The sequence below is a fragment of the Bosea sp. PAMC 26642 genome (genome assembly GCF_001562255.1).
Taxonomy (GTDB): Bacteria; Pseudomonadota; Alphaproteobacteria; order Rhizobiales; family Beijerinckiaceae; genus Allobosea.
The window spans coordinates 1174222-1199101 of record NZ_CP014301.1 but is presented as its reverse complement, the minus strand read 5'-3'; the positions used below and the strand labels follow the sequence as shown (position 1 = coordinate 1199101).

Annotated in this window: 25 protein-coding genes; 12 read left to right on the top strand and 13 right to left on the bottom strand. The window is 65.9% G+C overall.

Annotated features, from left to right (window positions below):
- The first annotated feature begins 1 nt into the window (after position 1).
- From AXW83_RS05565 to ruvX, 3 genes are all read left to right on the top strand, one after another.
- Positions 2-766, top strand: a complete 765-nt coding sequence (locus tag AXW83_RS05565) for a GntR family transcriptional regulator (protein WP_236841826.1) — start codon at positions 2-4, stop codon at positions 764-766.
- 81 nt (positions 767-847) lie between these two features.
- Complete coding sequence (locus AXW83_RS05560; RefSeq protein WP_066611355.1) at positions 848-1837, top strand: tripartite tricarboxylate transporter substrate-binding protein; 990 nt, start codon at positions 848-850, stop codon at positions 1835-1837.
- A gap of 143 nt (positions 1838-1980) precedes the next feature.
- Entirely contained in the window at positions 1981-2463 is a 483-nt protein-coding gene (gene ruvX, locus AXW83_RS05555; RefSeq protein ID WP_066619893.1) for a Holliday junction resolvase RuvX, read from the top strand.
- 103 nt (positions 2464-2566) lie between these two features.
- On the opposite strand, the gene AXW83_RS05550 is transcribed toward ruvX, so the two are convergent.
- Complete coding sequence (locus AXW83_RS05550; RefSeq protein WP_066611354.1) at positions 2567-2977, bottom strand: hypothetical protein; 411 nt, start codon at positions 2975-2977, stop codon at positions 2567-2569.
- A gap of 263 nt (positions 2978-3240) precedes the next feature.
- On the opposite strand from AXW83_RS05550, the gene AXW83_RS05545 reads away from it, so the two are divergent.
- Together AXW83_RS05545 and AXW83_RS26975 are read left to right on the top strand one after the other, a co-directional pair.
- Entirely contained in the window at positions 3241-4164 is a 924-nt protein-coding gene (locus AXW83_RS05545; RefSeq protein ID WP_066611352.1) for an AEC family transporter, read from the top strand.
- 57 nt (positions 4165-4221) lie between these two features.
- Positions 4222-4572 (top strand): hypothetical protein, encoded by a 351-nt coding sequence (locus tag AXW83_RS26975; RefSeq protein WP_156639821.1) that lies wholly within the window; start codon positions 4222-4224, stop codon positions 4570-4572.
- Between the two features lie 32 nt (positions 4573-4604).
- Here AXW83_RS26975 and dprA read toward each other — a convergent pair whose 3' ends face one another.
- The 6 genes from dprA to AXW83_RS05510 are packed head-to-tail and all read right to left on the bottom strand — an operon-like array spanning position 4605 to position 9426.
- Positions 4605-5792 (bottom strand): DNA-processing protein DprA, encoded by a 1188-nt coding sequence (gene dprA, locus AXW83_RS05535; RefSeq protein WP_066619890.1) that lies wholly within the window; start codon positions 5790-5792, stop codon positions 4605-4607.
- A gap of 15 nt (positions 5793-5807) precedes the next feature.
- Positions 5808-6431 (bottom strand): glycerol-3-phosphate 1-O-acyltransferase PlsY, encoded by a 624-nt coding sequence (gene plsY, locus AXW83_RS05530; protein ID WP_066611347.1) that lies wholly within the window; start codon positions 6429-6431, stop codon positions 5808-5810.
- Positions 6432-6464: 33 nt separating this feature from the next.
- On the bottom strand, positions 6465-7769 hold the full coding sequence (gene pyrC / locus AXW83_RS05525; protein WP_066611345.1) for a dihydroorotase: 1305 nt from the start codon (positions 7767-7769) through the stop codon (positions 6465-6467).
- Positions 7762-8706 carry an aspartate carbamoyltransferase catalytic subunit gene (locus tag AXW83_RS05520; RefSeq protein WP_066611344.1) on the bottom strand — a complete coding sequence of 315 codons (945 nt, stop codon included), beginning with the start codon at positions 8704-8706 and terminating at the stop codon, positions 7762-7764. The genes pyrC and AXW83_RS05520 overlap by 8 nt, the downstream gene beginning before the upstream one ends.
- A gap of 46 nt (positions 8707-8752) precedes the next feature.
- Positions 8753-9145, bottom strand: a complete 393-nt coding sequence (locus AXW83_RS05515) for a type II toxin-antitoxin system VapC family toxin (RefSeq protein WP_168166064.1) — start codon at positions 9143-9145, stop codon at positions 8753-8755.
- Positions 9146-9183: 38 nt separating this feature from the next.
- On the bottom strand, positions 9184-9426 hold the full coding sequence (locus tag AXW83_RS05510; RefSeq protein WP_066611342.1) for a FitA-like ribbon-helix-helix domain-containing protein: 243 nt from the start codon (positions 9424-9426) through the stop codon (positions 9184-9186).
- 216 nt (positions 9427-9642) lie between these two features.
- Between AXW83_RS05510 and topA the strand changes: the two genes are divergently transcribed.
- On the top strand, positions 9643-12306 hold the full coding sequence (gene topA / locus AXW83_RS05505) for a type I DNA topoisomerase (RefSeq protein WP_066611341.1): 2664 nt from the start codon (positions 9643-9645) through the stop codon (positions 12304-12306).
- A 99-nt stretch (positions 12307-12405) separates the two neighbouring features.
- Here the strand turns inward: topA and AXW83_RS05500 are convergent, their stop codons facing one another.
- The 3 genes from AXW83_RS05500 to AXW83_RS05490 form a co-directional block, all read right to left on the bottom strand.
- Positions 12406-13353: a ring-cleaving dioxygenase gene (locus tag AXW83_RS05500; protein ID WP_066611339.1), complete on the bottom strand. Its 948-nt coding sequence runs from the start codon at positions 13351-13353 to the stop codon at positions 12406-12408.
- Positions 13354-13495: 142 nt separating this feature from the next.
- On the bottom strand, positions 13496-13831 hold the full coding sequence (locus AXW83_RS05495; protein ID WP_156639819.1) for a hypothetical protein: 336 nt from the start codon (positions 13829-13831) through the stop codon (positions 13496-13498).
- 68 nt (positions 13832-13899) lie between these two features.
- Positions 13900-16230, bottom strand: coding sequence for a bifunctional salicylyl-CoA 5-hydroxylase/oxidoreductase (locus tag AXW83_RS05490; protein ID WP_066611337.1), 2331 nt, complete (start codon positions 16228-16230; stop codon positions 13900-13902).
- A gap of 232 nt (positions 16231-16462) precedes the next feature.
- Here AXW83_RS05490 and AXW83_RS05485 point away from each other — a divergent pair, with 232 nt between their 5' ends.
- The 6 genes from AXW83_RS05485 to AXW83_RS05460 are packed head-to-tail and all read left to right on the top strand — an operon-like array spanning position 16463 to position 21897.
- Positions 16463-17218, top strand: a complete 756-nt coding sequence (locus AXW83_RS05485; RefSeq protein ID WP_066611331.1) for an SDR family NAD(P)-dependent oxidoreductase — start codon at positions 16463-16465, stop codon at positions 17216-17218.
- Between the two features lie 4 nt (positions 17219-17222).
- Positions 17223-17762 carry a MarR family winged helix-turn-helix transcriptional regulator gene (locus AXW83_RS05480; protein ID WP_156639817.1) on the top strand — a complete coding sequence of 180 codons (540 nt, stop codon included), beginning with the start codon at positions 17223-17225 and terminating at the stop codon, positions 17760-17762.
- Positions 17759-18592: an enoyl-CoA hydratase family protein gene (locus AXW83_RS05475; protein ID WP_066611329.1), complete on the top strand. Its 834-nt coding sequence runs from the start codon at positions 17759-17761 to the stop codon at positions 18590-18592. Before AXW83_RS05480 ends, AXW83_RS05475 begins: the two co-directional genes overlap by 4 nt.
- A gap of 1 nt (position 18593) precedes the next feature.
- Positions 18594-19802: an acyl-CoA dehydrogenase family protein gene (locus AXW83_RS05470; RefSeq protein ID WP_236841825.1), complete on the top strand. Its 1209-nt coding sequence runs from the start codon at positions 18594-18596 to the stop codon at positions 19800-19802.
- Between the two features lie 2 nt (positions 19803-19804).
- Positions 19805-21445 carry a benzoate-CoA ligase family protein gene (locus AXW83_RS05465; RefSeq protein WP_236841824.1) on the top strand — a complete coding sequence of 547 codons (1641 nt, stop codon included), beginning with the start codon at positions 19805-19807 and terminating at the stop codon, positions 21443-21445.
- 44 nt (positions 21446-21489) lie between these two features.
- A complete protein-coding gene (locus AXW83_RS05460; protein ID WP_156639815.1) occupies positions 21490-21897 on the top strand; it encodes a RidA family protein in 408 nt (135 codons plus the stop codon).
- Between the two features lie 60 nt (positions 21898-21957).
- Here AXW83_RS05460 and AXW83_RS05455 read toward each other — a convergent pair whose 3' ends face one another.
- From AXW83_RS05455 to AXW83_RS05445, 3 genes are all read right to left on the bottom strand, one after another.
- On the bottom strand, positions 21958-22743 hold the full coding sequence (locus AXW83_RS05455) for an SDR family oxidoreductase (protein ID WP_066611326.1): 786 nt from the start codon (positions 22741-22743) through the stop codon (positions 21958-21960).
- Positions 22744-22861: 118 nt separating this feature from the next.
- Positions 22862-23842, bottom strand: a complete 981-nt coding sequence (locus tag AXW83_RS05450; RefSeq protein ID WP_066611325.1) for an ABC transporter ATP-binding protein — start codon at positions 23840-23842, stop codon at positions 22862-22864.
- Positions 23839-24879, bottom strand: coding sequence for an ABC transporter ATP-binding protein (locus AXW83_RS05445; RefSeq protein ID WP_066611318.1), 1041 nt, complete (start codon positions 24877-24879; stop codon positions 23839-23841). The genes AXW83_RS05450 and AXW83_RS05445 overlap by 4 nt, the downstream gene beginning before the upstream one ends.
- Position 24880: the final 1 nt, after the last annotated feature.

Genomic DNA, 24880 nt, shown 5'->3' with positions numbered 1-24880 from the left:
TATGACTGAGCACAAGCTCGAAATGGCGACACGGCCGGAATTGCCTGCCGGAGCGGAAATCCTCGGATTTCGACCGCTCTACCGGCAGGTGAAAGACCAGTTCGTGCGTCGACTCGTGGACGGCACGTGGTTGCCGGGAATGGCCATTCCCAGCGAAGGGCACCTCGCCGGCGAGATCGGCGTGAGCCAGGGAACGGTCCGGAAAGCGCTGGACGAACTCGCTTCGGAGAACCTGCTGGTGCGGCGACAGGGGCGTGGCACCTTCGTCGCGGAGCATGACGAGCAGCGCATCCTGTTCCAGTTCTTCAAGCTGGTGCCTGATGACGGCGTCCCCCGTTTTCCCGAGAGCACGGTGCTCGGGATCGAGACCGGCCCGGCCAATGCGGACGAGATCGCGGCGCTCGATCTGACCGGCGGGGCTGGCGTCATCCGGATCAGGCGGCTGCGCTCGCTCGATGCCGTACCGCTGATCCTGGAAACGCTGAGCCTGCCGCAACACCGGTTCTGCGGCCTCGAGTCGGGGCTGATCCCGAACAATCTCTACAGTCTGTTCGCCGCCCGCTATGGCGTGACCGTCGCCCATGCGCGCGAGCGCCTCAAGGCCGTCTCACTGGACGACGCATCGGCCAGATCGCTGGGAGTCGCGGCCGGCACGCCGGCGCTGGAGGTCGACCGGCTGGCGCTGTCGCTGGACGGCGTGCCGGTCGAGCGACGCGTCAGCCTGTGCCTGACCCAGGACGCTCACTACCTGTCCGATCTGCGCTGAACCGGAGGTCTTCAACGAACCCGCCGACCAAGCCTTGCCACCAAGCCGCCGCAGAGCGGATCGTTCAACCGGAGGAAACATATGCTTGAGACCATCACCAGACGCATTGTGTTCGGCGGCCTCGTCGCGCTCGGCCTGGTTGTGCCGGCCTCGGCCCAGCCCTTCCCGACCAAACCTCTCACTCTGATCGTGCCTTTCGCAGCCGGCGGGCCGAGCGACGTCATCGCCCGGCTGCTCGGCGACCATATGGGGCGGACCCTGGGCCAGCAGATCATCGTCGAGAACGTCGCGGGCGCCGGCGGTACGGCCGGTGCGAAGCGGCTCGCCACAGCGGAGCCGGACGGCCATACGCTGCTGATCCACCATCTGGCGCTCGCCGCAGCCCCTGCGCTCTACGGCAATCTGACCTACGACACGCAGACGGCGTTCGCGCCGGTCGGACTGGTCAACAGCGGACCGATGGTGATCGCGGGCAAGCTTGCCCTGGCGCCGATCGACGGCAGGAGCTTCTTCGCCTTTGCCAAGGAACGCGCCGAGGCATTGACGATCGCTCATGCCGGCGTCGGGTCGAACGCACATCTATGCGCCGTTCTGCTGGGCCAGGCGCTCGGCGTAAAATTCGCTCAGGTCGCCTATCGCGGCACCGGGCCGGCGATGAACGACCTGGTCGCCGGACAGGTCGACGTGCTCTGCGACCAGTCCACCACAGCCGTGCCGCAGGTCCAGGGTGAAAAGATCCGCGCTTATGCGGTCACGTCCGCCGAACGGCTCGGCGTGCTGCCCAACACGCCGACGGCTCGCGAACTCGGCATCGAGATCGACATGACGATCTGGCACGGGCTTTATGCCCCCAGGGGAACGTCCGTTTCGACGCTGGACGCCTTGAACGCTGCGCTCCAGGCAGCGCTGAAAGATCCTTTGGTCCTCGAACGCTTCAAATCGGTCGGGACGAGCGCCTTTCCCGCGACCGACTGGAGCCGCGACGCCCATGCCAGGCGTTTCGGCGCCGAGATCCTGAGATGGGCCGCTTCGCTCAAGGCGGCCGGCGTAACGCCGCAGAACGTCAACTAAGCCGCGCCAGCCCGAGACGTCCGATTGTCTTACCCAACAGGAGGTGAAGCTTCAGGACGTTGATCGAAAGAGCGTCGATGTCGACCGACGTGGTGCGGATGCGCGGCTCGCATGAGCGTTCGGTGCGTGCTAACGCCAGCGCCATGTCAGCCAATCTTGTGCCGCTCGAAACGTTCCTGGACCTGCCGGACCATGCCCGGCTGCTGGGGCTCGATCTTGGAAGCAAGACGATCGGGCTGGCGCTGTCGGATCTCGAGCGACAGATCGCGACGCCGCTGGAGACCATCCGCCGGGTCAAGTTCGGGTTCGACGCGGCCGCGCTGGTCAAGGTGGCCGAGCTACATCGCGTCGCCGGGATGATTATCGGCCTGCCGCTGAACATGGACGGTTCGGAGGGACCACGCGTGCAATCGACGCGCGCTTTCGTGCGCAACATCGCGCCGTTGACCAGCCTGCCGATCGCATTCTGGGACGAGCGCCTGTCGACCATGGCCGTCACGCGCACATTGCTCGCTGCCGATGCTTCCCGCGCCAAGCGCGCCGCCGTGGTCGACAAGATGGCGGCGGCCTATATCCTTCAGGGGGCTCTCGACCGGCTGATGCGCATGGCCCCGCAGGCTGAGTAAGCCCGCAAAATCCAGACCGTCGAGGCTCGCAATAGAAAAAGCCGCCTCGGACCGTCCTGAGAGGGGCCGAGGCGGCCGTATCGCTTCCTGCGCGACTGCGTGATCAGCGATTGTTGCGGAAGTCGTAGGTGTCGTAGGGCTGACGGTAGTAACCGCGCGGGGCCGGCGCATAATAACGCGGAGCCTCGTACACGGGAGCATAACGCGGAGAGTCGTAGACGGGAGCGCCGTAATAGCCGTCGTCATAATACGGCTCGGCATAGGCCCGACGGCTCGACGCAATCGCGGCAGCACCAAGAATGCCGAGGCCGACGCCCGCCGCTATCGCCGCACCCCGTCCCCCATGACCACCGCGATAGCGGCGATACTGGGTGTAGTCGGCGGGCGTTGAATCAAGGCGTGCGCTGTCGAATGCCGGCTTGGCCGGTGCAGCGAACGCCGGCGCGACCGACCCGGCTGAGACGAGGCTGACCGAAGCCAGACCGATAATGGCGATCTTCCTGATCGAATTCATGATCGAACCTCCTTCATGTCCCGGTCAGGCCGGGATTGACGGCAACTATCGCTTCTGACGCTTGAACCCGCCGTGAACCGATCGTGGCGGGATTGCGACGCACGCGATGCACGCCCCCATCCAAGCGCTCTTGCCGTAGTGACGCGCTCGTGGAAAGAGAACCCTGAACCGCGTCGTTCATGCGAAAATAACGCGTGCGCTGAACCTTTGTTCCCGTCCGGGAGGCGCGAGGCTTTGCCAGCGCCCGGAGTGCGACTGCTTCCATGCCTGCCATGATCGACAGCCTTGTCGCCGTGTTCCTGGTGATCGCGACGGGATGGGCGCTGAAGGCGCGCGGCGTGATCCTGCCGGCTCACTGGTCCGGGGTGGAGCGACTGACCTATCAGGTTCTTTTTCCGGCGGTCGTGATTCATACCCTGGCTACTGCCGATCTGACCCGGCTGCCGGTGCTGGCCATGGGCCTCAGCCTCGTCCTCGCCATCCTGTTGGTCGCGGCCCTGTTGCTGGCGATGCGCGCCCTGCTCGCCCGCAGCGGCATCGACGGACCAGCCTTCACCTCGATCTTCCAGGGCTCGGTGCGCTGGAACACCTTCGTCGCACTGGCGCTCGCCACCGGGCTGCAGGGACGGGACGGCGCGACGATGATGGCCATCGCAGTCGCCGCGATGATCCCGTTGCTCAACGTGATGTGCGTGCTGGTGCTGGCGCGCCATGCCAACGGCACGCCGATCGGCGCTGCGGCGACGCTCAGGTCGATCGCGATCAACCCGTTCATCTGGTCCTCTGCATTGGGCCTTTTGCTGAACCAGTTGCATGGGGCGCTGCCGACAGCGCTCACGAGCTATGCCGACATTCTCGGACGTGCTGCTCTGGGCGTCGGGCTGCTGGTGGTCGGCGCAGGGCTCGATCTGCGGCGTCTGGCGAAGCCAGGTGCGACGCACCTGATTGCGATCGGCCTGAAGCTCGTGGTTATGCCATTGGCGGCCTGGTCGATCGCCCGCCAGTTCGGACTGACCGGTCCGCATCTCACCATGACAGTCATCGCGGCCGCCGTTCCGACCGCGACAGCAGCCTATTTTCTGGCACGCGACATGGGCGGCGACGCCCCGCTGATGGCCGAGATCACGACGATGCAAACTGTGCTCGCCCTCGTGACGGTCCCGGTCGCGGTGCTTCTGCTGACCTGAGCCTGCCGGTACAACCTCACGGGCTTATACACGCAAAGATTGCATTCGATCGCGAATTTGGCGATTATCGTCTGGCGCCGTTTGGCACATCCATCTTTTGCACATAGTCAGGAGCTGTCGCCGATGAGTTCTCGGAGACACGATACCGCCCCTCGGCGGCAGGATCACGACGATCCATCCGGAAATTCGGCGATCGAACATGATTTTGGGAGCGGAGAGGACTTGGCCGGCCTGCAACGGCCTTCCACCCCATATGCGCAACTTGAAGTTGCGCTTTATATCGAAGGCATGAGCGCCGAACTCCGAATGATGGCGCGTGCAGCCAATCTGGAAGGCCTGGCTTATTTTCTGGAGATGGCCCGTATCGAGGCCTCGATCCAGATCGAACGAGGCGCAGCGTTGCCCTGAACGAGGCGACGCCTCGGCCCGCCGCGTTCCGCCTATGGCTTGATTCGGCTCAGCAGGCCGCCGGGATGGCGCAGCACCGCTCCCTCCATTTCGAGTTCCATCGCGGTTCGGCTGACCTCGCGGGCTGCACAACCGCTGGCGCGAACAAGGTCATCGAGAGAGATCGGCGCCGTGCCGAGCAGTCGCAGGAGCCGCGTTCGGATGTCTTCGCCCTCCGGCATTGCGATCAACTCCGGCGCCACGGGCGAGAGCGGCGCTGGCTTGATATCGGGAAGATCGAGTTCGTCCCAGAGCGCCTGCGAGGAAACCGAATCGCTTCCGTCCCTGACGAAGCCGTGGGCCGGAATGAAATCGACCTGGCCGCGGAGCAGCGGTGCCAGCGCCTCGATGACATGCGAAGCCTCGGCGCAGAGCGTAGCGCCTTCGCGGATCAGGTGGTTGCCGCCTTCGGCACGCGGATCGAGCGGCGAGCCCGGCACGGCGAAAACCTGCCTACCCTGCTCGTTGGCAAAACGCGCGGTGATCAGAGAGCCGGATTTGCGCGCGGCCTCGACAACGACCGTGCCCAGCGAGAGGCCGGAGACAAGCCGGTTGCGGCGCGGAAAATCGCGCCCGCGCGGCGCCCAGCCGAACGGCATCTCGCTGATCGCGGCGCCCTGCTCCAGCAGGCGCTCAAGCAGCGGCATGTTTTGCGGCGGATAAATCTCATCGAGCCCGCCGGCGAGAACGGCGACCGTTCCGGTCGCGACGCTCGCTTCATGGGCCGCGGTGTCGATGCCGCGCGCCAGGCCGGAGACGACCACAAAGCCGGCCTCACCGAGATCGCGTGCCAAGCGGGCTGTGAATTTCTGCCCGGCGGCGGAAGCATTGCGTGAGCCCACGAGCGCGACGCATGGGCGCAGAAGCACATCGGCCTGGCCGCGCAAGGCCATCAAGGGCGGCGCCGAATCGATCGCCTGAAGCGGCAGCGGATAGGCGGCTTCACCGAGGGCGATGAACCGCGCTCCTAGGCGCGACGCCGCAGCGAGTTCGCGTTCCGCTTCCGCAACCGGGCAGAGACGCAGCGTCCGGCCGCTCTGGCGGGCGAGATCCGGAAGCGCCTCAAGCGCGGCGGCGGCGCCACCGAAGCGGTTCATCAGAGCGCGGAAGGTGCGCGGGCCGACGCTCTCGCTGCGGATCAGCCGGAGCCAGTCGAGACGCTGGCCATCGCTGAGGACGATGCCAGCCATGCCGCGTCAGTCCTTCTGGCCGATCTTGCCTTCGCGCCCGCCGATCAGCCGCGCGATGTTCGTCCGATGCATGAACCAGAGCAGTACCGTGAGCAGCGCCATCAGAGCAGCGGCACGCTGGTCACCGACCCAGATCCAGAGCAGCAACGGCGTCAGCAGGCTCGCGACCAGGGCCGACAACGAGGAATAGCGGCTGAGATAGGCAATGCTGATCCAGAGCGCCGCGAAGAGCAGCGCGATCGAGAATTTCAGGCCGATCAGGACGCCGAGATAGGTCGCGACGCCCTTGCCGCCCTTGAAGCGCAGCCAGACCGGGAAGAGATGACCGATGAATGCGCCGAAGCCGCCCAACAGCGCAGCATTCCGTCCGCCCAGGAGATACCCGGCGAGAGCGACCGCCGCCGTGCCCTTGAGCATGTCGCCGACGAGCGTTGCCGCCGCGAGCTTCTTGTTGCCGGTACGCAGGACATTGGTCGCGCCGATATTGCCGGAGCCAATACTGCGCAGATCGGGCCCGCCGCTCAGCTTCGTCAGGACGATACCGAACGGGATCGAGCCGAGCAGATAACCGATAACGAGCGCCGCCAGCACCTGAGGCCATGACAGACCCCAACTCATCATGTCCGGCATACGACCCCTTGCCCCTGTCTCGCCGTCGGCAGCCTAGCCGGGTTGCGCCTCATAGACCACCCGCCCGCCAACCAGCGTCATCTGGACCAGCCCTTCCAGCCTCGCCTCATCGAATGGCGAGTTCTTGGCACGGGATTTGAGCTTGCGCTTGTCGACGACGTAGGGCGCCTCGGCATCGAGGAGCATCAGATCGGCCGGCGCGCCGGCAACCAGACGGCCGCAGGGGAGCCCGAGCAGGGCCGCAGGCCGCGAAGACAGGCAGGCGAGCAGCGCCGGCAGGTCGATCTGCCCAGCCTGAACCATGCGCAGCGCAGCCGACAGCATCGTCTCGATGCCGAGCGCACCGTTGGCCGCATCGCTGAAGGGCTGGCGCTTGGTCTCGACGTCCTGCGGGTCGTGGTCGGAGACGATGACATCGATGACGCCCTCGGCAAGACCTGCGACCATGGCAAGACGATCGTCCTCATGGCGCAGCGGCGGTGAGACCTTGCAGAAGGTGCGGTAGTCGCCGACGTCGTTCTCATTCAGAGTCAGATTGTTGATCGAGATGCCGCAGGTGATCCTGACGCCTGCCTGCTTCGCTCGGCGAACGAGGTCGACCGATTCGGCGCAGGATATCATCGCGGCGTGATAGCGCGTGCCAGTTGCGCGGGCGAGCCGGATGTCGCGCTCCAGCATCACCGTCTCGGCCTCGTGGGGAATGCCCGGCAGGCCCTTGCGGCTGGCCAATTCGCCCTCGTTCATGACGCCGGAACCGCGCAGATCGGGATCCTCGACGTGGTTCATGATCAGAGCATCGAAATCGCGCGCATAGATCATCGCCCGGCGCATGATCTGCGGATTGCGCAACGCCTTGGCACCATCGCCGAAGGCGACGGCGCCGGCCTCCAGCAGGAGGCCGAACTCGGTGATCTCCTTGCCCAGGATGCCCTTGGTCAGGGCGGCGGCCGGCAGGACGTTGACGATCGCCTTGTCGCGGGCGCGACGCTTGATGAAGTCGATGATAGCCGGATCGTCGATCGGGGGATCGGTATCGGGCCGGCAGACGACGGTGGTGACGCCGCCGGCGGCGGCGGCCTGCGAGCCCGTGCTCAGCGTCTCGCGGAATTCCGCGCCCGGCTCGCCGAGGAAGGCACGGAGATCGACCAGACCCGGCGCCAGCACCAGGCCGCGCCCATCAACTCGTCGAACGCCCTCACCTAAGGGCAGCCCGTCCGCACCCCATGCAACGTCGGAGATGCGGCCGGCCCGCAGCAGCACAGAGCCCGTTTCGTCGCGGCCGGTTGCCGGATCAACCAGTCGGGCATTGACGATCGCGATGTCCTGGAGGTCAGCCATTGGGCAAATGCTGCGCTAGGGCATCGAGCACGGCCATGCGGACGGCGACGCCCATCTCGACCTGCTCGCGAATAAGAGATTGGGCGCTGTCTGCGACCTCGGACGAGATTTCGACGCCGCGATTCATCGGGCCGGGATGCATCACGAGCGCGTCGGCTTCGGCGAGGTCGAGTTTTTCACGGTCGAGGCCGAAATAGCGGAAATACTCCTTCGACGAGGGCACGAAGGCGCCGTGCATCCGCTCCAGCTGCAGCCGCAGCATCATCACGATATCAGCGCCCTCCAGCCCTTTCCTCATGTCCGTAAAGACCGTGACGCCCATTCGCTCGATGCCGGCGGGCATCAGGGTCGAGGGAGCGATCAGGCGGACCTTCGCGCCGAGCGCATTGAGCAGGATGATATTAGAGCGAGCGACGCGCGAATGCAGGATGTCGCCGCAGATCGCGACGGTGAGGCCGGCGATGCGGCCCTTGTTGCGGCGGATGGTCAGCGCATCGAGGAGCGCCTGCGTAGGGTGTTCATGGGCGCCGTCGCCGGCATTCACCACCGAACAATCGACCTTTCGCGCCAGCAGGTTGACCGCGCCGGCCGCGTGGTGGCGCACCACGAGGATATCGGGCCGCATCGCGTTCAGCGTGGCAGCGGTGTCGATCAGCGTCTCGCCCTTCTTCACCGAGGAGGAGGCGACCGACATGTTCATGACGTCGGCGCCGAGCCGCTTTCCGGCGAGCTCGAAGGAAGCCTGCGTGCGGGTCGAGGGCTCGAAGAACAGGTTGATCTGGGTTCGGCCGCGCAGGGTCGCGGTCTTCTTCTCGACCTGGCGCGAGAGCGCGACATAGTCGTCGGCCCGATCCAGCAGCGCCTCGATGTCCAGATGCGACAGCCCCTCGATGCCGAGGAGGTGGCGGTGCGGATAGAGCGGCGCGTGCGATGTCATTTGAAGAGGGGTGTCTAAGCCTGAGTCGGGTCGTACGCAAGGCGCGTCAGCGACGGATCGCATCGTCCAGCGATATGCATGCAGCCCGCTGCTTGGGACTGCCATGACGCGTCACGGCCTGAAGGAAGCGCTGGTCCTCCGTCACCAAGAGGCAATCCTCAATGGCCGCAAGCGCCAGATAGAAGCAGTCATAGGCTGGGTGCTGGAGCCGGATTGCGATGTCGAGCGCCGGAAGGAGCAAGTCTTTCATCGGGCGCAGGTCGATGCCCGCCGCGATGATTGCCTGAGCGGCAATTTCGGCTCTTGCCTCGTCGATATCGCCTGCGCGAATTTTCGTGCGCAGGACGTTCGCGAATTCCGCGATCAGCAGGTCCGGTGCCATCAGACGATGGCGCTTGCGCAAGGTCAGAGCCTCGGCAGATCCCTCTTCGGCGATCACCCATTTTATCGCGACGCTGGCGTCGATGACGAAACGCATCAACGCGCTTCGTCGCGTGATCTCCGCAAGATGACCTCCGAGGGGGTCTGCGGCCGGCCCGCCGTATGGGCTCGAACCTCCGCGGCGAGTTCCTCGAAACTCTTCGTCGGCACGGGCTTCAGAACCTCGCCCAGGATCGCCCGGTGCTCCGCTTCCATGGAGCGCTTGTTCGCGGCGGCGCGGCGCTTGAGCAACGGGATGATGTCTTCATCCAGATTGCGGACATGCAGGCTCCGGCCCATCCCCACGTCTCCTTCGATCGATGATAGCATTGCTACCATTTTTCGGATCGCCCGTCGACATCGACGCAACAGGCCCGCCGTTTGACATCGCCGCGCGCCGTCCCCACTTTCGCGCCGCAATCACAACCGCTATCACCTCGCTCCGCGACAGGCCTTTTGTGAGGCCGGCACAGATCGTGCTCGCCCAGCTTTGCTCAATTTGAGATCGAACTCGCCATGAAGCTCCTCGTCGTCGAGTCGCCGGCCAAGGCCAAGACGATCAACAAATATCTCGGCTCCGATTACGAGGTCATCGCTTCGTTCGGGCATATCCGCGACCTGCCGGCCAAGGATGGCTCGGTCGATCCCGAGCATGACTTCGCGATGAAGTGGGAGATCGAGGGGCGCGGGGCCAAGCAGGTCGCCGAGATCGTCAAGGCGCTGAAGGGCGCCGACAAGCTGATCCTGGCGACCGACCCGGATCGCGAGGGCGAGGCGATCTCCTGGCACGTTCTGGAAGCGCTGAACGCCAAGCGGGCGCTGAAGGGCATTCCGGTCGAGCGAGTCACCTTCAACGCCGTGACCAAGGAAGCGGTGCAGACGGCGCTGGCCAATCCGCGCCAGGTCGATCAGGCGCTGGTCGATGCCTATCTGGCCCGCCGCGCGCTCGACTATCTCGTCGGCTTCACGCTCTCCCCGGTGCTTTGGCGCAAATTGCCGGGTGCTCGTTCCGCCGGCCGGGTCCAGTCCGTAGCGCTACGAATCGTCTGCGACCGCGAGCGCGAGATCGAGGCTTTCCGGGCGCGTGAATACTGGTCGCTGGTGGCGACGCTGGCGACGCAGGCCGGCGGCGTCTTCGACGCGCGCCTCGTCGGGGCCGACGGCAAGAAGATCACCCGGCTCGACATCGGTACCGGCGACGAGGCCCGCGCCTTCAAGGAGGCGCTGGAGACGTCGGCCTTCAGCGTCGCCAATGTCGAGGCCAAGCCCGTCAAGCGTCACCCCTACCCGCCCTTCCAGACTTCGACCCTGCAGCAGGAGGCCTCGCGCAAGCTCGGCATGGCGCCGGCGCGGGCGATGCAGGTAGCGCAGCGGCTCTATGAGGGCGTCGATATCGGCGGCGAGACGGTCGGCCTGATCACCTATATGCGAACCGATGGCGTCGATATGGACGGCAGCGCGATTTCGGCCGCGCGCCGCGTGATCGGCAAGGAGTTCGGCGAGCAGTATGTGCCGGCTGTGCCGCGCAAATACACGGTCAAGGCCAAGAATGCGCAGGAGGCCCACGAGGCCATCCGTCCGACCGATCTCGGGCGGTTGCCAGCGATGGTGGCGCGCCATCTCGAACCGGAGCAAGCCAAACTCTATGAGCTGATCTGGAAGCGCACGATCGCCAGCCAGATGGAATCGGCCTCGCTCGAACGCACCACGGTCGACATCGCGGCGAAGGTCGCCTCGCGAAACCTGGAGCTGCGGGCGACCGGACAGGTCGTGCTCTTCGACGGCTTCCTGACGCTTTATCAGGAAAGCCGCGACGATGAGGAGGACGAGGACTCGAAGAAGCTGCCGGCCATGAAGGACGGCGATCCGCTGGAGAAGCGCGCCATCGCCGCCGACCAGCACTTCACCGAGCCGCCGCCGCGCTATTCCGAAGCCAGCCTCGTCAAGCGCATGGAAGAGCTCGGCATCGGCCGGCCCTCGACCTATGCCTCGACGCTGGGCACGCTGCGCGACCGCGAATATGTCCGGATCGAGAAGAAGCGCCTCGTGCCCGAGGACAAGGGCATGCTGGTCACGGCGTTCCTGGAAAGCTTCTTCAAGCGCTATGTCGAGTTCGACTTCACGGCGAGCCTTGAGGAAAAGCTCGACCGCGTCTCCAACGCCGAGATCGACTGGAAGGTGCTGCTGCGCGAATTCTGGGAGGAGTTCACGAAGTCGATCGGCGAGACGAAGGATCTGCGCGTCACCGAGGTGCTGGAGGCGCTGAACGGCGTGCTCGGCGCCCATGTGTTCCCGGCGCGGGAGGATGGCGGGGATCCGCGCTCCTGCCAGGTCTGCGGCACCGGCACGCTCTCGCTCAAGCTCGGCAAGTTCGGCGCTTTCGTCGGCTGCTCGAACTATCCCGAATGCCGCTATACGCGGCCGCTCACCGTCCAGGCGACCGACGGCGAAGCGACTACTGAGGGCGGCACCGGCGCGCCGGGCGTGCGCATCCTCGGCAAGGATCCCGTCACCGACCAGGACGTCACGCTGCGCGACGGGCGCTTCGGCCCCTATCTCCAGCTCGGCGAGGGCGAGAAGCCCAAGCGCCAGAGCCTGCCCAAGGGCATGAGTCCGGCCAGCGTCGATCTCGACAAGGCGCTGGCGTTGCTGGCACTGCCCAAGGAGGTCGCGAAACATCCCGAGAGCGGCGAGGCGATCCTGGTCGGCATCGGCCGCTACGGGCCTTATGTCCAGCACGGCAAGACCTACGCCAATATCGACAAGGACGACGATATCCTCCAGCTCGGCGGCAATCGCGCCATCGACCTGATCGTCGCCAAAGAGAGCGGGGGCGGCGGCAGCCGGTTCGGCCGCGGTGCGGCGGTGCCAGGCCGTGACCTCGGCGAGCATCCCACAGGCGGCAAGCTCGTGGTGCGCGCCGGCAAGTACGGGCCATACGTCAACTGGGGCAAAGTCAATGCGACTCTGCCCAAGACGTTGGCGCAGGACGCCATCACGCTCGAACAAGCGGTGGAACTGGTCAACGCCAAAGCGGAATCGAGCGGCGTGAAGGGCCCGGGCAGGGTCAAGGCCCCCGCCAAGACAAAAGCACCCGCCAAGGCCAAGACGGCGGCGAAGCCTACGGCAAAAGCGAAGGCCAAGGCTCCTGCCAAAGCCAAAGCCGCTGCCAAAGGCTGACCGGAGCGGCACGAGGCGGACCGGCCTGATTGCGGTCATCACGGCTTGACGGACCGCGAGAGCGGACCCACCGGCCTTGTCGGCAGGTCCGCATAGGGCTCAGAGCGGCTTGAGCCCGGCCTCGATCTGGGCGCGCTTCGGCTCCAGGAAAGGCGGCAGCGACAGCGTTTCGCCCATCGTCTCCGCCGGCTCGTCGGCGGAGAAGCCGGGTTCGTCGGTCGCGATCTCGATCAGGATGCCGTTGGGCTCGCGCAGATAGAGCGAGCGGAAATAGAAGCGATCGACCTTGCCGCTGTTGGGATAGCCCGCCGCCTTGAGGCGCTCGGCCCAGGCGTCGTAGTCGGCGAATGTCGGGGTGCGCAGCGCCAGATGATGCACGCCGCCCGCGCCTTCCCGCGCCTGCGGCGCATCGGGCTCGACCGCGACATGCAGTTCGGCAGCAGGCCCGCCCTCCCCGATCTGGAAGACGTGGATCTCGCCCGTCGCGTGGCCCGCATCGCGATAGCTGCTGATGCGCTTCAAACCCAGAAGCTGCGTCAGCACGACCTCCGTTCGCTCCAGCTTCGGCACCGAGATGGTGACGGGGCCGAGACCGCGGATCTGGTGTTCGGCCGGAACCGGGCTCTTCTCCCAGACGACGAAGGGGATCGCGCCGCCGTCTGCGAGCAGCGTCAGGCGTTGGCCCTCGGGATCCTCGAAATCGATCGCCGAGCGGCCGTTGATCGCGCGGATCGGCGAAGCGGTGATGCCGGCCTCGCGCAGTCGCTCACGCCACCAGTCGAGCGAGGCGTCGTCTGCGACACGCAACGCCGTCCGGACGATCGCGTTGGTGCCGCGGCGGGCGGGCGATGCCGGCCAATCGAAGAAGGTCAGGTCGGTGCCGGGCGAACCGGCGCCGTCGGCATAGAACAGGTGGTAGGCGGAGGTGTCGTCCTGATTGACGGTCTTCTTGACCATGCGCATTCCCATCGTCTCGACATAGAAGCGATGGTTGAGCGGAGCGTCGGCGGAAATCGCCGTGACGTGGTGGATGCCGGTCAAATTCATCTGAGACTCCCAAAGCTGGCTGCGGGCCATCGACGGCCGTTCGTTCGCTTCAGATAGGATAGGTCACGCGCAATGTCGCGTCTCAGAATTCAATTTATATATTGCTAAAATGCAATGCCCGAGCATTCGATCGCGCCATACCTTATTTTGGCGTAGTGGCCGGCGGCGCCGAAACGTCGGGCGCAGTCGCCTTGTCGGCCGGGGTTGCCGGCGTCGTGCAATCCTGCGGCTTGGCCTTGCAGTCAAAAACCATCGTGGGTGCGGCGGACGGCGCCGACTCCCCTGCCGACGGCAGGATCATGTTCTGCCCCTTGTCGATCTGGGACGGGTGCGTGGTCGGGGCCCCCAGCCCGGTGCCGGATTGCGCGCCTGTCGCCGGCGCCGATTGCGGCGGCGTCGGCGTGGTCTGCGCGACGGCGAAGGTTGCGCTCGCCATGGCAACCATTGCGGCGATGGTCGATCTCGTCAGGCCGGACATTGCATTTCCCTCGTCTGCGGCCGCGACGATGTTCGCTGCCCGCATGGCAATCCCGGGAAACGAGCCGCTCAGACAGAAGTTCCGATCGCGTGTCGGCCTGGCTTGGCCTTGAGCTTCAGCGCCTCGTTATCGGCGCGCTCGCGCGGCATGTTGCGCATGAGTTGATCCTTTCCGGCCGCATACTGCACGGGCTGGGCGACATCGACGCCATACCAGGCGGCCGCACGCAGCACGAAGGACGGGTCCGCGAGATGTGGCCGCCCGAGTGCGACGAGGTCGGCGCGGCCCGAGGCGACGATGGTGTTGGCCTGGTCGGCGGTCGTGATGTTGCCGACGCACATGGTAGCGACACGGGCCTCGTTGCGAATCTGGTCTGAATACGGCGTCTGGAACATGCGGCCATAGATCGGCCGACCGTCATTGACGGTTTGTCCCGTGGAGACATCGACCAGATCACAGCCTTCGCCGGCGAATGCGGCCGCGATCGCAATCGAATCATCCGCAGTAAGGCCGCCCACCTTCCAGTCGGTCGCCGAAATGCGCACGGACATGGGTTTTTCGCGGGGCCATTTTTTGCGCAGCGCCCGGAAGACCTCGAGCGGATAGCGCATCCGGTTCTCGACCGAGCCGCCATAGTCGTCGGTTCGGCGGTTGGTCAGCGGCGAGAGAAAGCTCGCCAGCAGATAGCCATGGGCGCAGTGCAGCTCCAGCATGTCGAAGCCGGCCCTTTCGCCGCGCTCAGCAGCTGCGAGGAATTCTCCCTTTACCCGGTCCATGTCGGCCCGCGTCATTTCGCGTGGAATCTGGCTCTCGGGGTAGTACGGCAGCGCCGAGGCCGAGATGATCGGCCAGGCGCCTTCGCTCAGCGGCCGGTCCATGCCGTCCCACATCAGCTTCGTCGCGCCCTTGCGGCCGGCATGACCGAGCTGGAGGCAGATCTTTGCCGCCGAATTGACGTGGACGAAATCGACGATCCGGCGCCACGCCGCTTCCTGCTCATCGTTATAGAGGCCGGCGCAGCCTTGCGTGATGCGGGCATCGGCGGAGATGCAGGTCATCTCGGTGACGATCAGTCCCGGCCCGCCGATGGCGCGGGAGCCGTAATGCATCAGGTGCCAGTCTCCCGGCACGCCATCTTGCGCCGAATACTGGCACATCGGCGAGAGCACCATACGGTTCTCGACCTGCATCTCGCGCATCCGGAAGGGCTGGAACGCCGGCGGTACCGGGGTGCCATCCTTGCGATGGCGGGCGAGCGGGCCGAGTTCCGTCGCCACGAGCCGGTCGATCGCGGCGACCATGTCCGGCGCTCGCAGCGCAAGATTGTCATAGGTGATGGCCTTGGAGCGAGTCATCAGGCCGAAGGCGAAGCGTAGGGGGTCGAAATCCCAAAAGCGACGCAGTTCCTCGAACCAGACCAGGGAGACATCGGCTGCGTGCTGCGTCTTCTCGACCTCCTCGCGCCGGGTGCGCTCGAACAGCGACAGCGCATCGGAGACGTTGAGGCCGGCCGCATGGAAAGCCTTGTGCAGGCCGATCGCATCCTCCATCGCGAGCTTGGTGCCCGAGCCGATCGAGAAATGCGCCGTCGCCTTGGCGTCGCCGATCAGGACCACGTTCTCGACGACCCAGTTACGGCAGCGGATCATCGGGAAATTGCGCCAGAGCGAGCGGTTGGTGACGAGGCCGTGGCCTTGCAGTTCCTCGGCGAAAATACCTTCGAGGAAACGGGCGGAGGCCGCCTCGTCCATCGCATCGAGGCCCGCTTTGGCGAAGGTCTCGGGATCGGTCTCGAGCACCCAGGTCGAGCGGCCGGCCTCGTACTGGTAGCAATGGGCGATGAAGAGCCCGTAGGGCGTCTCCTCGAAGAAGAAGGTAAAAGCGTCGAAGGGTCGAGTCGAACCCATCCAGGTGAATTTGTTGGGTCGCAGATCAACCTCCGGCTGGAAGCGCTCGCGCCAGCCCTCGCGGATGCGGCTGTTGATGCCATCCGCCCCGACGACGAGATCGTAGTCGCGCTTCAGAACCTCGATATCGTCGGCCTCTTCCCCGAAACGCAGGACTACGCCGAGTTCGCGCGCCCGCTCCTGGACCAGCAGCAGCAGCGAGCGGCGCGAGCAGCCACAAAAGCCGTTGCCGGAAACGCGGTGGACGCTGTCCTTGAAGTGGACCTCGATATCGTCCCAATATGCGAAATTATCGCGGATCGCGGCGTAGCTCGCAGCGTCCGCGGCCTTGAAGATGTCGAGCGTCTGGTCGGAGAAAACGACACCGAAACCAAACGTGTCGTCGGGCTGATTGCGCTCGAAGACCGTGACGTCGAGATCGGGCCAGTCGCGTTTCATGAGAAGCGCGAAATAGAGCCCGGCAGGCCCTCCGCCCACGACCGCGATGCGCATGTCAGCTCTCCCGAAACCCGATTGCCAAATTATTTTAGGCCTGAAATAGTTTTATCTCAAGAGGGCTTCCGGCCGCCCTTGAGCGCATGGGTCAAACTACCGCTCAATCGGCGATCCATCCCATATTTTCGACGTATTGACGACATCCCAACATTGATCTCCGATGGCCATGTTGCGGCTTGCAAATTCCTTTAGACCTAAAATATATTGAGACAATCGGGAGGTCGGCGGAATGGATCTGGCGGGACGACATGCGCTGGTGACGGGCGGCGGACGCGGCATCGGCCGGGCCATCGCGGCCACGCTGAAGGCCCATGGCGTGCGTGTCGCGATCCTCGGCCGGGACACCGCCGTGCTGCAGGAGGCCGTCGTGGCCGGCGATGCCGATATCTTCGCCGCCTGCGACATCCGCGACGAGGCGGCGACACTCTCGGTCGTTGCCGAACTGGCCAAAGCGCAGCCCTTCGACATCGTGGTCGCCAATGCCGGCGCGGTCGAGACCGGCTCCTTCCAGCGCAGCCCGGCCGAGCGCTTCCGCCGGATGAGCGAGATCAACCTGATCGGCACCGTCAACGCCTTCCATGCGGTACTTGCCGAGATGGTCGAGCGCCGGCATGGCAGGCTGATCGCGATCGCATCAACAGCCGGACATCGCGGCTATGCGCACGTCTCGGCCTATGCCGCCGCCAAACATGCGGTGATCGGGCTGGTGAGATCGCTGGCGCTCGAGACGGCGCGCACCGGCGTCACCGTCAATGCGATCTGCCCCGGCTACACCGACACCGACATGGTTGCAGGCGGCATCGATGCCATCACCGCCAAGACCAGCCTGTCGCGTGACGAGGCCTTGGCGCAGCTGGTCAAGGACAACCCGCAGGGCCGGCTGATCACGCCGCAGGAGGTCGCTCAGGCCGTCCTCTATCTGTGCGGCCCCGGCAGCGCCTCGGTCACGGGCCAGTCGCTGCTGATCAATGGCGGGGAGTTCTGACGCCATGGAGACGCCCGCCCTCGTCCTGGATCGCGAGACAAAGGCCAGCGAACGCCCCGGCGATCACAAGGACGAATTGCGGCTCTGGCTCAGGATGCTGACCTGCTCGACGCTGATCGAAACGGAAATCCGCAACCGGCTGCGCGAGCAGTTCAAGACGACGCTGCCGCGGTTCGACCTGATGGCGCAGTTGGAGAAATCGACGACGGGCATGACGGTGGGTGAGGTCTCGCAGCGGCTGATGGTTTCCAATGGCAATGTCACGGCGGTCGTCGCCGGGTTGCTGGCGGACGGGCTGGTCGATAAACGCGCGGCCGCGCAGGACCGGCGCGTGCAGGTTCTGACGCTTACGGCGCAGGGGCGCCGGGCCTTCAAGGCGATGGCCGAGCAGCATGAGACGTGGATCGCCGAGCTGTTCGCAGGCCTCGACCATATGGAAGTCACGCAGATGTTCCGGCTGCTTAGCCGGACCAAGGCGTCGCTTCATACGGCGATCTCGCGACGGGTCGAGAAGACCGAACCCGGCAAGGGAGAGAAACCATGAGTGTGGCCAACGCCACCGTCCTGCCGCTTGCCGATTTCAAGCCAAGCCATTTTGAACTCGACGTTGTCGGCAAAGTTGCGACCGTCAGGCTGAACCGGCCGGAGAAGAAGAACCCGCTGACCTTCGAGAGCTATCGCGAACTGACGGATTTCTTTCTCGCGGCGCAGAAGGAGGAGGCGGTCAAGGCGATCGTCCTGACCGGCGCGGGCGGCAACTTCTCGTCCGGCGGCGACGTCTTCGAGATCATCGGGCCGCTGGTCGCGATGGAGACGAAGGATCTGCTGAAGTTCACCCGCATGACGGGCGAGCTGGTCAAGGCGATCCGTGCCTGCCCGCAGCCGGTGATCGCAGCGATCGACGGCATCTGTGCCGGCGCGGGCGCGATCATGGCGATGGCGTCCGACATGCGGCTGGGCACGGCCGAAACGAAGATCGCCTTCCTGTTCAACCGCGTCGGCCTCGCCGGCTGCGACATGGGCGCATGTGCGATGCTGCCCCGCATCATCGGCCAGGGCCGTGCGGCCGAGTTGCTCTATACCGGCCGGACCTTACGCGGCGACGAGGCCGAGCGCTGGGGTTTCCTCAACCGGCTCGTCGCGAAGGAGGCCGTGCTGGCCGAAGCGCAGATGCTTGCGACTGAGCTCGCCGACGGCCCGACCTTCGCCAACGCCATGACCAAGCGCATGCTGGAGATGGAATGGGCGATGTCGGTCGAGAGCGCGATCGAGGCCGAGGCCGTGGCGCAGGCGCTGTGTATGCAGACCGAGGACTTTTCGCGGGCCTATCATGCCTTCGCGACGAAGCAGAAACCGGTCTTCGAGGGCAATTGAGATGGTGGGCGCCCTTCCCCTCGGCATGGCGATCCTCGGCGATACGCTCGACTGGCCGTTCTTCGAGGATCGGCACCGTCGCTTCGCGGAAGAGTTGACGGCCTGGGCCGACGCTTATCTCCCCGATCTGCCGCATGACGACGTCGATGCCGCCTGCCGCGCCCGGGTGAAGGCGCTGGGCGATGCCGGTTTCCTGAAAGCCGTGGTGCCAGCGGCCTATGGCGGTCTCAGCGATACGCTCGACGTGCGCACCCTCTGCCTTGCCCGCGAGATATTGGCGGCTCGGGACGGGCTCGCCGACTTCGCCTTCGCGATGCAGGGGCTCGGCACCGGCCCTATCACCATCGCGGGCTCGCAAGCGATGAGGCAGGCGATCCTGCCGGGCGTGCGCGCCGGCACGCGTATCGCGGCCTTCGCGCTATCCGAAAAGGAGGCCGGCTCCGACGTCGCGGCGATGGCGACGACGGCCCTGCCCGACGGCAACGGCCATGTCCGCATCGACGGCGAGAAAACCTGGATCTCGAATGGCGGCATCGCCGACCATTACATCGTCTTCGCGCGCTCGGGCGAGGCGCCGGGCGCGCGCGGCCTCTCGGCCTATCTGGTCGAGGCCGATACGCCTGGCCTGACCATTGCAGAGCGCATCGACGTGATCGCTCCCCATCCGCTCGCGACTTTGCGCTTCGAGGCCTGCCGCATCCCGGTCGAGAACCGCATCGGCGGACCGGGTGACGGCTTCAAGGTCGCGATGGCGACGCTCGACATTTTCCGCTCGACGGTCGGCGCGGCAGCGCTCGGTTTCGCCAGGCGTGCGCTGCACGAGACGGTCTCGCACGCGAACGGACGAAAGCTGTTCGGCGGGACGTTGGGCGATCTGCAGCTGTCGCAAGCTGCCATCGCCGACAGCGCGGCCGAGGTCGATGCAGCGGCGCTGCTTGTCTATCGGGCGGCCTGGACCAAGGACAAGGGTGCAGCGCGGGTTACGCGCGAGGCGGCGCTCGCCAAGATGGTCGCGACCGAGAACGCGCAGAAGGTGATCGACCGCGCCGTGCAGATCCATGGCGGGCTCGGCGTCACCAAAGGCGTCAAGGTCGAGGAATTGTATCGCGAAATCCGGGCATTGCGCATCTATGAGGGCGCGACCGAGGTGCAGAAGATCGTGATCGCGCGCGATCTTCTCAAGGCGCAAGCCGCGCGGCAGGAGGGATGACGATGGCGGCCGACTTCCTCCGATCTGGCCATGTCGATGGGTTCTCACGCAAGAACCTGCCGCCGCGCGAAAGCTGGCCGGAGCTGCGCGTCGCAGAAGCCGGGCTGTCGTACCCCGAGCGTCTCAACGTCGTCAGCGAGTTGCTCGACAGCCATGTCGCGGCGGGACGCGGCGACCGCATCGCGATCATCGCCGACGATCTGCAATGGAGCTATGCCGAGCTCGCGGCGCAGGTGAACCGCATCGCCAATGTGCTGACGCGTGATCTGGGCATGGTGTCGGGCAATCGCGTGCTGCTGCGCGCCGCCAACACCCCGATGATGGTCGCGGCCTATCTCGCCGTGCTGAAGGCCGGCGGCGTCGTGGTTGCGACTATGCCGATGCTGCGCGCGGGCGAACTGGTCTATCCGATCCGCAAGGCGCAGATCGCGCTGGCGCTATGCGACCATGGCTTGCTGGCCGATCTCGAAGCTGCTCGGGCGCAGGCGCCGGAACTGGCGCGAATCGTGACGTGGGGCGACGGCTCGGCCGGCAGCCTCGAGATGCTGATGCGCAAGGACGGCTACGAGCATTTCAGTGCCGCCGACACCTCGAACGACGATGTCTGCCTGATAGGCTTCACCTCGGGCACGACGGGCGAGCCCAAGGGCACGATGCATTTCCAGCGCGACCTGCTGATCATCTGCGACTGCTATGGTGCGCGCGTGCTGAAGGCCTCGCCTGACGACCGCTTCATCGGCTCGCCGCCGCTCGCCTTCACCTTCGGGCTCGGCGGGCTGGTGCTGTTCCCGATGCGGATCGGGGCGGTGATGGTGTTGCCGCAGAAAGCCGCACCGGCCGACCTCGTCGATGCGATCGAACGGCACAAGGCGACCGTCAGCTTCACCGCGCCGACCGCCTATCGCGCCATGCTCGACAAGCTCGACGGACGCGACATCTCTTCGCTTCGCATTTGCGTCTCGGCCGGCGAGACCCTGCCGAAGCCGATCTTCGACGCCTGGCAGACCCGGACCGGGATCGCACTGATGGACGGCATCGGGGCCACGGAGATGCTGCACATCTTCATCGCCGCGCCGCGCGAGGCGATCCGGGCCGGATCGACCGGCATCCCGGTACCGGGCTACGAGGCCAGGATCGTCGACGAAGCCGGCGGTGAAGTGCCAGACGGCACGCCCGGCAGGCTCGCCGTACGGGGCCCGATCGGCTGCCGTTATCTCGCCGACAGCCGTCAGGCGAAATACGTCCTCGACGGCTGGAATATCACCGGCGACACCTATCTGCGCGATGCCGACGGCTATTTCTGGTATCAGGCCCGCTCCGACGACATGATCATCTCGGCCGGCTACAACATCGCAGGCCCCGAGGTCGAGGCCTGCCTGCTGATGCATCCTGCCGTCGTGGAATGCGGCGTCGTCGGCGCGCCCGATCCCGAACGGGGGCAGATCGTCAAGGCCTATGTCGTGCTGCGCGAGGGACACAGGCCGGATCCGGGCCTGGTCAGACTCTTGCAGGACCATGTCAAGGCCGGCATCGCGCCCTACAAATATCCGCGCGCGATCGAGATCGTCGCAGCGCTTCCAAAGACCCCGACCGGAAAGCTGCAGCGCTTCGCACTGCGCCAGATGGCGCGCGGCGAACGCTGAAATATCCCATGCGAGCCGGAACGGCCGAAACCGAGGCGACGCCCATGTCGAACGATTCCCTGTCCCGCGCCATCCTGCCCGAGGGTTGGCCCGTGCCGCGCGGCTATGCCAACGGTATGGTGGCGCAGGGCCGCGTGCTGGTCACGGGCGGCCTCGTCGGCTGGGACGCGGCGGGCGTCTTCGCGGAGGGCTTTCTGCCGCAGCTGCGCCAGACGCTGCTGAACATCAAAGCCGTGGTCGAGGCCGGCGGCGGGCGCATCGAGGATATCGTCCGGCTGACCTGGTACGTCACCGACATCGTCGCTTATCGCGCCAGCCTGAAGGAGATGGGGCCGGTCTATCGCGAGGTGCTGGGCCGGCATTTCCCGGCGATGGCCGTGGTGCAGGTGGTCTCGCTGGTCGAGCCCGAGGCGATGGTCGAGATCGAGGCGACGGCGGTGATCGCCGGGTGAGCAGCCCTCGATGCACGACCGCCGCCGCGGCATCAAAGGCTGCGGGCCCGGCGCAAATCGTCAGATCCCGCGCGTCGCGCCGCCATCGATGCGGATCTTCGCGCCCGTGACGTAGCTTGCCCGCGTGCTGGCGAGGAAGGCGACGACATCGGCGAATTCCTGCGCCGTGCCGTAACGGCCGGCCGGAATCGTGGCGCGGGAGGCCTTGGCCGCCTCGTCCTTCGTGGTGCCGGTGCGGTCGGCCGCGGCCTTGTCGAGCTGGTCGACGCGCTCGGTCTGGATACGGCCCGGCAGCACCACGTTCACGGTGATCCCTTGAGCGGCGACCTCGGCCGAGAGGGTTTTCGACCAGCCGATGACGGCCGAGCGGATGCCGTTCGACAGCGCGAGCCGTGGGATCGGCTGCTCCACGCCCGAGGAGGCAATGGTGATGATGCGGCCGAAGCCCCTCTCGGCCATGCCAGGCAGCAGTCCTTGCGCAACATGGAAGAGATTGGCTGCCATGGCCTCGAAATGCTTCAGCCAGTCGTCGCGCCTGGCCTCGCGCGCCTCGGAGGGCGGCGGGCCACCGGAATTGCAGACAAGGATATCGACGCCGCCCGCCTGCGTCAGCGACGCGAGCAGGGCATCGACCGAGGCCAGGTCGGCGAGATCGAGTTGCGCCGCCGAGACGCGCGCGCGCGCATCCTGCGGCAATTCGGCGATCCAGGCTTCGGTCGCCGCGACCGTGCGGGCGGCTGCGATCACGCTGGCGCCTTCGGTTGCCAGCGTCCTGGCGATGGCGGCGCCCAACCCGCGGCTCGCGCCCAGAACAAGCGCGCGTTTGTCGTGAAGACCGAGATCCATGATCTGCTCCTGCCTGTCGATCCGCGCCTTCCGTGACGCGCATCAGCCGCTGATAGCGGGTCGGCCGCGTCATGGGAATGGCGTCGGCACTGGCTGGTTCGTTGAAGCAAGCCGGTCGTTAGGCCGCTGCGAGCGCAGCTTCGGCCAAGATGCAGCGCACAACCCGTCCCTCGCCAAGCTCGATCTTCGGCGGAAGGGCCAAGCGGCAGCGGTCCTGAACATGCTTGCAGCGCGGCGCGAACGAGCAAGCATTCGGCGCTTCGTTCAGTGCCGGCGGGGCGCCCGGGATCGCTTCCAGCCGCTCGCCTTTCTTCGCGCCGTGCAGGTTGGCGGCGAGCAAGCCTCGTGTGTAGGGATGCTGTGGGTCACGCAGCAATTCGCGCACCGTGCCGGTCTCGACGATCTGGCCGGCATACATTACCGCGAGCCGGTCCGAGACTTCGACCGCGACGCCGATGTCGTGGGTGACGAACAGCATACCCATATCGAGATCGCGCTGGAGCTGGCGCAGCAGCAACAGAATCTGGATTTGCACCGTGGCGTCGAGCGCGGTGGTCGGTTCGTCGGCGAGCAGGAGCTTGGGACGGGCCGCGAGCGCGAGCGCGATCATGGCGCGCTGGCGCATGCCGCCCGACATCTCGTGCGGATAGGCCTTCAATCTCCGCGCGGGCGACGGAATGCGGACGAGTTCGAGCAGTTCGAGCGCGCGCGCCATCGCCGCCTTCCGCGACAGCTTCTCATGCCGGACGATCGCCTCGGCGATCTGCTCGCCGACGGTATAAACCGGATCGAGCGCCAGCGCCGGGTCCTGGAAGATCATCGAGGTGACGGCGCCGCGATAATCCGACAGATCCCGTGGATTCAAGGCCAGAACGTCGCGGCCATCGACCCGAACGCTGCCGCCGATATCGGTGCGGCTCTCTGGCAGCAGACGTAAAAGCGTCTTCAGCGTGACGCTCTTGCCCGAGCCGGATTCGCCGAGAATGCCGAGCACCTTGCCTGGTTCCAGCGTCAGCGAGACGCCGTTGACGGCATGGACGGTCTGGGCGCCGCGAAAGCGCACGGTGAGGTTCTCGATGGCGACGAGAGGGGTGCTCATGCGGCGGCCTCCAGTCGGGGGGCGTGGCTGTGGCCGGAGCCAGGAACCTGCATGTGGCAGGCGACCTCGCGCGTGCCCGCATCGATGGTCGCCAGAACAGGCTTGGTCTTGGAGCAGACCGTTTGCGCGTGCGGGCAGCGCGGGTGGAAGCGGCAGCCCTCAGGCGGGTTGATCGGATTGGGCGGATCGCCGGCGAGCGGGGCCTCCATGGTCCGGTTGTCCGGGTCCATCGACGGCATCGCCGAAAGCAGCGCCCTTGTATAGGGGTGGCGCGGATCGCCGTAGAGCTCCTCGACCGGGCCGATCTCCACGACCTCGCCGAGATACATCACCATGACGCGGTCGCTGATGAAGCGGACGACGTTGAGGTCATGCGAGATGAAGATATAGGTCAGGCCGAATTCCTCGCGCAGGTCCGCGAGCAGGTTCAGCACCTGGGCCTCGACCGATTTGTCGAGAGCCGAGACCGCCTCGTCGAGGATGACGAGGCGTGGGCCCAGCGCGAGCGCACGTGCGATGTTGACGCGCTGGCGCTGGCCGCCGGAGAGTTCGTGCGGATAGCGCGCTGCAAAGCGGGCGGGGTCGAGGCCGACGCGCTGCAGCAGGTCACGCGCCCGCAGGATCGCGCCGGCCTTCGAGACACCATGGACGGTGGGGCCGAAGGCGATCGAATCCTCGATGGTCAGGCGCGGATTGAGCGAGGCGTAGCTGTCCTGGAAGACCATCTGGGCCTGTCGGCGGTATTCCTTCAGCGTCAGGGCCGATCCGCCGACGATCTCGCCGTCGAACAGCATCTCGCCCTTGTCCTGCGGGATGAGTTGCATGACGACGCGGGCGGTCGTCGATTTGCCACAGCCGGATTCGCCGACGACGCCGAGCGTTTCGCCCTTGAGGACGGCGAAGTCGACGCCATCGACAGCGCGCACCACCGCGCCGCAGCCGAGCGGGAAATGCTTGGTCAAGTTTTTCGCTTGCAGCAGCGGTGTGCCGGGGCCGCCGCGATCGGGATGGGTTTGGTGATGGGTTTCCTTGGTCATG

Excerpts from the sequence above, each read along its gene's own strand:
- AXW83_RS05565 (WP_236841826.1), top strand. The coding sequence starts at position 2 with ATGACTGAGCACAAGCTCGAAATGGCGACACGGCCGGAATTGCCTGCC.
- AXW83_RS05560 (WP_066611355.1), top strand. The coding sequence starts at position 848 with ATGCTTGAGACCATCACCAGACGCATTGTGTTCGGCGGCCTCGTCGCG.
- ruvX (WP_066619893.1), top strand. The coding sequence starts at position 1,981 with ATGTCAGCCAATCTTGTGCCGCTCGAAACGTTCCTGGACCTGCCGGAC.
- AXW83_RS05550 (WP_066611354.1), bottom strand. The coding sequence starts at position 2,977 with ATGAATTCGATCAGGAAGATCGCCATTATCGGTCTGGCTTCGGTCAGC.
- AXW83_RS05545 (WP_066611352.1), top strand. The coding sequence starts at position 3,241 with ATGCCTGCCATGATCGACAGCCTTGTCGCCGTGTTCCTGGTGATCGCG.
- plsY (WP_066611347.1), bottom strand. The coding sequence starts at position 6,431 with ATGCCGGACATGATGAGTTGGGGTCTGTCATGGCCTCAGGTGCTGGCG.
- pyrC (WP_066611345.1), bottom strand. The coding sequence starts at position 7,769 with ATGGCTGACCTCCAGGACATCGCGATCGTCAATGCCCGACTGGTTGAT.
- AXW83_RS05520 (WP_066611344.1), bottom strand. The coding sequence starts at position 8,706 with ATGACATCGCACGCGCCGCTCTATCCGCACCGCCACCTCCTCGGCATC.
- AXW83_RS05510 (WP_066611342.1), bottom strand. The coding sequence starts at position 9,426 with ATGGGCCGGAGCCTGCATGTCCGCAATCTGGATGAAGACATCATCCCG.
- topA (WP_066611341.1), top strand. The coding sequence starts at position 9,643 with ATGAAGCTCCTCGTCGTCGAGTCGCCGGCCAAGGCCAAGACGATCAAC.
- AXW83_RS05500 (WP_066611339.1), bottom strand. The coding sequence starts at position 13,353 with ATGAATTTGACCGGCATCCACCACGTCACGGCGATTTCCGCCGACGCT.
- AXW83_RS05495 (WP_156639819.1), bottom strand. The coding sequence starts at position 13,831 with ATGTCCGGCCTGACGAGATCGACCATCGCCGCAATGGTTGCCATGGCG.
- AXW83_RS05490 (WP_066611337.1), bottom strand. The coding sequence starts at position 16,230 with ATGCGCATCGCGGTCGTGGGCGGAGGGCCTGCCGGGCTCTATTTCGCG.
- AXW83_RS05485 (WP_066611331.1), top strand. The coding sequence starts at position 16,463 with ATGGATCTGGCGGGACGACATGCGCTGGTGACGGGCGGCGGACGCGGC.
- AXW83_RS05480 (WP_156639817.1), top strand. The coding sequence starts at position 17,223 with ATGGAGACGCCCGCCCTCGTCCTGGATCGCGAGACAAAGGCCAGCGAA.
- AXW83_RS05475 (WP_066611329.1), top strand. The coding sequence starts at position 17,759 with ATGAGTGTGGCCAACGCCACCGTCCTGCCGCTTGCCGATTTCAAGCCA.
- AXW83_RS05470 (WP_236841825.1), top strand. The coding sequence starts at position 18,594 with ATGGTGGGCGCCCTTCCCCTCGGCATGGCGATCCTCGGCGATACGCTC.
- AXW83_RS05465 (WP_236841824.1), top strand. The coding sequence starts at position 19,805 with ATGGCGGCCGACTTCCTCCGATCTGGCCATGTCGATGGGTTCTCACGC.
- AXW83_RS05460 (WP_156639815.1), top strand. The coding sequence starts at position 21,490 with ATGTCGAACGATTCCCTGTCCCGCGCCATCCTGCCCGAGGGTTGGCCC.
- AXW83_RS05455 (WP_066611326.1), bottom strand. The coding sequence starts at position 22,743 with ATGGATCTCGGTCTTCACGACAAACGCGCGCTTGTTCTGGGCGCGAGC.
- AXW83_RS05450 (WP_066611325.1), bottom strand. The coding sequence starts at position 23,842 with ATGAGCACCCCTCTCGTCGCCATCGAGAACCTCACCGTGCGCTTTCGC.
- AXW83_RS05445 (WP_066611318.1), bottom strand. The coding sequence starts at position 24,879 with ATGACCAAGGAAACCCATCACCAAACCCATCCCGATCGCGGCGGCCCC.